At 55.4% G+C, this 6,765-nt stretch carries 4 protein-coding genes and 1 pseudogene; all 5 read right to left on the bottom strand.

The features are described 5' to 3' along the window. Positions 1–501, bottom strand: a pseudogene (locus RMO15_RS00250) (hypothetical protein); the annotation flags it as partial. Between the two features lie 2 nt (positions 502–503). After that, positions 504–2,951 carry a PBP1A family penicillin-binding protein gene (locus RMO15_RS00245; protein WP_309706768.1) on the bottom strand — a complete coding sequence of 816 codons (2,448 nt, stop codon included), beginning with the start codon at positions 2,949–2,951 and terminating at the stop codon, positions 504–506. A gap of 105 nt (positions 2,952–3,056) precedes the next feature. Beyond that, a complete protein-coding gene (locus RMO15_RS00240; protein ID WP_309706766.1) occupies positions 3,057–5,066 on the bottom strand; it encodes a hypothetical protein in 2,010 nt (669 codons plus the stop codon). 17 nt (positions 5,067–5,083) lie between these two features. Further along, entirely contained in the window at positions 5,084–6,433 is a 1,350-nt protein-coding gene (gene rimO, locus RMO15_RS00235; protein WP_309706765.1) for a 30S ribosomal protein S12 methylthiotransferase RimO, read from the bottom strand. 216 nt (positions 6,434–6,649) lie between these two features. After that, a partial coding sequence (locus tag RMO15_RS00230) for a transposase (protein WP_309706773.1) occupies positions 6,650–6,765 on the bottom strand: 116 nt, incomplete at its 5' end.

The raw sequence follows: 6,765 nt of genomic DNA, 5'->3' as shown, positions 1-6,765 counted from the left end.
TGTTTGTTTATCTTGATCCCGTAGCTTCGCTAGCTTTTTAGGGCTTCGCTTTTTATCCAGCTCGCGCAATGCCTCAGCTTTCGTCAGAGGAACGACTACGGGCTTGGGACTTGCAGGCAGCTTTTTAGGATCCGCTTGCTTTTCCTTAGGAGGCGGTATCAGACGTGCAGGGTCCACCATTCGTAGCAGGCGCTCGATTCCACCAACCTCATCCGGGTGAAGAAAGGCGACGCGCTTGGTTGTATTGTCAACAAGAATACGTCCCTTGCTATCTTTAATAACTCCACGGGGAGCCATTGTCCGAACGGAACGGCTTCGATTGGAAAGTGCCCGATCATGATGCTCTTCACCACGTACTATTTGCAGAAGCCAGAGCCGTCCCGCCAGAACGGAGAAAAGACTTAAAAGAAGCCCACCCATTCCGATAATTCGGACGACACTGATGTCCTCAGCAACACGCTGCTGTGCTTGAGGAGGGGTAAAGTAGCGATGGCGGGACATGGCTAGCGGTCCTCTTCGCCCGTTCGAGCCTTATGAATTCTACAGCTACCAACGCGTGTTCCCGCAGGAAATCTCTTCGTGACTCTTTCGGGACAGTAAGCTGTTGCCCGCTTACTTGTCTCGCTACAGATCTCCACCTCAGTCTCCCCACGCTCTTCCGGCTTTTTCTCTTCGTCACGTGGTTTGCTGTCTTCCTCCGCACGAGCGCGAGCACGCTGTTCCTCACGCTGCTGGCGCCTCTCTTCTTCCTGGCGTTTCTCTTCCTCGGCTGCCGCATCGCGCCGTCGCCGACGGCGTGGGGCGGGTGTAGGCTCCTCGCGTGCTTCGGGTGTGGGACTTGCCGTCGTCGTCGTGGCATCTTCCGGAGTGGGTGCTTTGTGTAGCTTGCAGGGATTGATCACTATCCCTTTGGGGAAAACTTTCTCGACCGTATCATGACAGTAAGCGTTAGCACGCTTGCTGGTCTCCTCACAGATCATCACCACCAGCTCACCCTCATCGTTGATCTTATCGGGCTGGGGAGTGGGAGGAGTCTTAGCCGCAGCGGCGAGGCGCTGTTTTTGCAGATCTTCAGGCAGGAGAATCGGCTCCAGACCCGCACGCTGCTGGATAGGAACCGCAGCACTCATGAAACGTCCCCAGATAGGTGCGCTCACATGGCCACCGGTAGCATCGCTATCCATTTCTAGATAGCGCTCCGTCATCTTCGGCTTGCCATTTTTATCCAGGACAGGCTTTCCCGCTTTGTCCAAGACAGGTTTGATCTGTCGGTTACTGGCCCACAATGCAGCAACCAACTCCCGGGTATAACCCACAAACCAAGTATCTTTATTGTCACTCGTGGTTCCTGTCTTGCCACGAACTCCAGGGACGGTGTTGGCCGCCTTACCCGTTCCACGTTCCACCACCACTTCGAGTGCTCTGCCAATACTGGCGGCTGTAGATTCCTTGATTACCGACTTCGTGATGCGTGGCTCATTGCGCTCAATGACATTGCCTTGCGCATCCACGGCAAGACGCACCGCGATGGGCTCCGCGTGATCGCCTCCGTTGGGAAACGTCGAGAAAGCACTTGCCATCTCCAGCGGGGTTACCTCGATACTCCCCAGAACCAGCGTGTAGTCATTGGTGGGTAGCTTCTGCTTGATCCCCATGCGATGCGCTGTATCTACAATGCGCTTGAGACCGATCACTTGCGCGACTTTTATGGGGATAGTGTTCTTTGAGACCGCAATAGCATTCTCAATAGTCATCTCACTGTTGGAGTAGCCTCCCCCATAGTTCCGAAACGACTTCGAGCCAATCTTCACCGCGGAGTCACGAACTTCAGAGTAGAGATTGTACTTACCCGAGTCAAAGGCGGCGGCATAGACGATGGGCTTGAAGGTCGATCCTGGCTGACGCCCTTTTCCATAGACCGTGAAATTCACCTCACTTTTTTCATCCACTCCTGCCGCCATCGCACGGATCCAGCCCGTATGAGGCTCCAGACAGATGAGGGCTCCTTCCGTAACGCCACGGCCCCGCTCGCCTCGAATTCCGGCACGAAGAATCTCATCGGCACGCTGTTGCATCTCCCAGTTGAGTGTGGTGTAGATCTTAAGGCCACCGTTGTAGACCTGATCCCCCCCATGGCGTGCGACAAGTTGCTTCAGAACATAGCGGACAAAGTGCGGAGCCTTGAAGTTGTAACTAATGATCTTGGGAGGCTCTGGTAAGATCTTTATTTTCTCAGCACGCGCTGCGTCGTACTGTGCCCGCGTAATCTTATTTTGCTCCAACATGGTGATCAGAACCGTATTGCGCCGCTCCATCGCGGCTTCGGGGTGTCGGAAGGGATAGGTCTTAAGGGGACTCTGTACCAGCCCCGCAATCAGCGCCGCTTCCGAGATGGTGATATCCTTTAGCTCTTTTCCAAAGTAGAGCTTTGCAGACATCTTTACACCAAATATCTGGCCACCGTAGTTAATGTCGTTAAGATAGCGCTCCAGGATCTGATCCTTGGTCATGCTCCGCTCAATCTGGTAGGCCAGAAGCGCCTCACGAAGCTTACGCTCGACGGTTTTTTCACGGTTCCGCAGAATGACATTACGGACAAGCTGTTGGGTCAGTGTTGAAGCGCCTTCGCTGCGCCGCCCTCCGGCTGCATTCTTGTATATCGAGCGGGCAATTCCCTTGAGGTCAATTCCAGGGTGCTCGTAGAAGCGCTTATCCTCAATGGCAACCGTCGCATCCTGCAGACGTTGGGGAACGTCTTTAAGGTCCACCCGCTCATGAAAGCGGGTGTAGACTTCCCCCAGAAGGACGCGGTCCGTGGAGTAGATCTGTGTTACGCCCCCTGCCATCTCCTGACTCATGGTGGCAGAGCTAGGCATTCCTTGAGCGGCCAGGCGCACTTTATCGCCCGCATAGAGGAGACTCGAGATCAGAACCGTCAGAATTATCGCCAAGATAATCCCGAGAAATGCCCCTACTCGGCTGAGAAAGAGGCGGAATCCGCCTCCTTTACGTCTGCGTGGCCGCCCCATATCTACACCCTCTCTTGATTAACGCGATTAACGTTTTAGGTACTTACGCTTGGTACGATCCGTTCCCATGTCACGCTTCTTGGTATCAAAGCGCCACTGCCCGGTGCCCGCTTTCTGAACAAAGCAGAAATAGTTCGACAGAATCGAGGCCAGCTTGCGACGGGTTACTCGGCGCACCACATTGACTTCCGTGAGAAGCTGTACAAAGTCTACCCCTTTGACATGCTCTTCCAAAAGCTCACAGACAATATCAAATGTAGCAACCTCCCCTGACTCCTCGACTTGCTCACGGGCGCTCAGTAGCTCGGCGTAGCGCTCTGGGCTAAGATAGATCTGGGGGTCAGTCTCTTCCAGAACCTCGACACGGAACTCATAGGGGCGTAAGGTAGGCTGAAGCCGGAAACAACCTCCGGAATCCGCCTCAATTTTCTCGTAGAGCGAGAAGAGATTGAAGGCAAGCCGTCGCTCATTGTTGACAATTAGCTCATGCGTGGTGCCATCTTCTTCGCGCAGGGTGACTTCGACAACGGGCGCATCGGCGGGGAAGAAACCATCCGGCACCTGGCAGAGCGGAAACGTCCCAATCTCTTTATGGTGGGCTTTTACCACCAGAGTCAGTGCTTCGCCCTCGATTGGAGCGCCGGTGTAGCGTCCCTCATCATCACCGGCATCCTGAGCAAGCGGCAGAAAAATATCTTGACGCAAGCTCCCGGCAAAACCCTCATCCTCGATCTCTTCGTCCATGATCTCACCGTCCATGGAGACGAACTGAAGATCCGGGAATCCCAGAAACTCTGGCAGGTCGTAGACAAAGGGTGGGAGAGTATCAGCCTCCCGGAAGCGCCCCGCTCCGATGTAGCTAAAGCGCGAATCGGACTTAAGCTTAGCTTCCAGGACAGCAAGATCACTCTTGTAGGAAGGGTAACCAGACATGACCTCGTACTGAAGGGCCAGTAGCTCGGAGGACTCGATGGGAACCCCGCGCTCACTGACAATACTTGCCAGAGATGCCAGATCCTCCTCAGAGACTCCCAGTGGCTTTTCTGCCTCGACGATCGGTTCGGGCACAACCGGAGCCACTTCCGCAGCGGCTATAGAATCTGCTTCGCTCTCAGCTGGCTCGGGAGCGACCTCGACAATCAGCGGAGCAACAGGGGGCGGCGCGGGCGCTTCCTCGACTTCTTCGACGGCTGTCACCACGCGATCTGCTAGGTGGCGCTCTAGGCGCTCGACCGTCTCACGAGTGATCCAGCGTCCCTTGCCGTTCTCCACACTCAGCCAGGTCAGGCGGCTATCGCTCAGACAGGCCAGCAGGTGCGCACGGGAGTCGTACTTCTCGCCCAGCGCGGCCCACGCCAGCACGCCCAGCAAGCGATGCGGAACCGGAACTCCCTTAAGAGCCCCGACAATCTTGTAGCTCGACTCGGCATAGCTTTTCGCAGACCAGCCGACTTTGGTCGAAAGTGGCAACAAGCGACTGACGGTCTCCGGCTTGATCTTATTATCAAGCGTCACCTCTTCTAGGTTCTCACCGTCTACCAACGGCAGCCACTCAGCCAGGCCGTACGTACTTCCCTTGCCCTTGAAGTAGAGCTGCTCGTTGGTAAGCATTTTCTGCAGCAGGCTAAAGTAGGTCTCTGAGGGCCGGTTGTAGATAACGGAGAGCTCCGTGGCGATCTGCGCGGTGGAGAGAGGTCGTCCCGCCAGCCGAATGATATCCAGCAGGTTACGCTCCAGAGAGCGCGTGACATCCATGTAGCGAGCAGAGAGGTTCCAGAGGCGATCCACAAAAATAAAGCGCCGAATACGCCGTGGCTCCTCGGATTTGACGTCCTGCTCCAGCGCCCCGTAAACCACGGTCGAGCTGATATTGGAGTTATTGATCTCCTGAGCGATATCGGCGAACTTAGATGCTTCACCCCGCTCCAGCAGTGCATCGTAAACCAGATCGGAGAGGTAGGCATCTGCCAGTACTTTCTCCCGGTCTGCTTCACTGGCCGGTCTTATTGCCACTTCGATCTTATCGGCCTTAGGCATTTTCTTTGTAGCCAACATTATCCTCCAGATAATTCTGCGTATAAATCATAGGGTTGTGCCTCAGTAATGCGCACACGTAGCCAGCTTCCCAGCTCCGCCTGTGCCCCCACAACCCGCACGGTTCCATCAATCTCGGGGGCATCGCGCCAGGAGCGTGCAATCAGCGCGTCTCCCTCGCGTCCCTCCACCAAAACCTCAAACTCTTTTCCCACCAGCGCCTGATTGGCGGCCAGTGAGATCGGCTGTTGCAAGGCCATCAGCCCGCGCCGCCGCTGCCGAGCGATCCGCTCAGGCACACGCGGGCGTAGCTCAAATCCAGGTGTCCCCTCTTCCGGGCTGTACTCAAAGACGCCTAGCCGGTCGAAGCGTGCCTCCTGGACAAAGCGACTGAGCTGCGCATACGCCGCCGCATCCTCTCCCGGGAAGCCCACAAGAAACGTCGTTCGTACCGCGATATCAGGCATGGCGGTACGCAAGCGCTCGAGTAACCTATAGTACGAAGAAACCGACCCTCCGCGTTTCATTCGTTTTAACATTCCATCATCGCCGTGCTGCAGGGGAATGTCGACGTAGTGGGCGACATTGGGCGTGTCGGCCATGGTCTGGATCAGACGATCGGTCATCATGGTGGGGTAGCAATAGAGCAAGCGCACCCACTTAAGTCCCTCGATCTTGCCCAGCTCCGTCAGCAACCTCGGGAGAGCGAGCTCTTTATAGAGATCCATCCCATAGGCCGTAGTATCTTGGGCAATTAAGTTCAGCTCAATGGCTCCCGCATCCACCAAGCGTTTTGCCTCATTAACAATGCGCTCTAGCGGCTTGGAGCGGTGCTTGCCACGAAAACTCGGAATCGAGCAGAACGTACAGGCATGGTCGCAGCCCTCAGAGATCTTGAGATAGGCAGTCCAAGGAGCCGTTGCTCGCACCCGTGACGGTGGAATGAGCGGGTATTTCTCGGTGATGGGCTGGACAAAGTTATTGCCCAGAACGGGAAGCTCAAAGGCACTGCGGCGCGGAAAGATCGAGTCTGCGATCTGGGTGGCGCTCTGAATCCCAAAGAGCCCGTCTACATCCGGCAAGTCACGGGCCAGAGTCTCGGCGTAGCGCTGGGCAAGGCACCCTGCCACCACCACTTTGGAGATCTCCCCCCGCTCTTTTCGCGCTAGCGCAGACCGGATTGCCGCGAGAGACTCCCGCTTGGCGCTCTCAATGAAGGCACAGGTATTAACCACCACCACATCGGCGTCCGCATCCCCCTCAACGAGCTGCCCACGTCCGCCTTCCGTCAGAGCCCCTAAGAGTTCCTCGGAGTCTACTAAATTTTTTGGACAGCCCAGACTTACCAGGCTGATCCGAACCTTCTCCACGTCTACGCCTCAACATCCTCTAAAACAGTCAAAAGCCGCCCGCACCCAACAGGCGTGAGCGGCGATTAAACATTATACGTCGTGCATTCAATTCTGTCAATTATCATTAGTTAGTAATAATAACACTTGCTAGTAAAAGCGGTACAATGAGCGCGGTGTCTCGTCTGCATAATCTAGCCCCTGAGAACAAGTCTGGCTCTTTGACAAATAGTGGGGTCAGGTAGAACCATCACATTCCATCAAGATGCGCAGCATAAAATGTTCAAAGTTGCCGAACCCATAGGCACAACGTTTTATGACCTTGACTTTGTTGTTCAAACCCTCAACCATAC

Source organism: Armatimonas sp., assembly GCF_031410135.1.
Classification (GTDB): Bacteria; Armatimonadota; Armatimonadia; order Armatimonadales; family Armatimonadaceae; genus Armatimonas.
This window is presented reverse-complemented; position numbering and strand designations above follow the sequence as displayed.

Excerpts from the sequence above, each read along its gene's own strand:
- RMO15_RS00240 (WP_309706766.1), bottom strand. The coding sequence starts at position 5,066 with ATGCCTAAGGCCGATAAGATCGAAGTGGCAATAAGACCGGCCAGTGAA.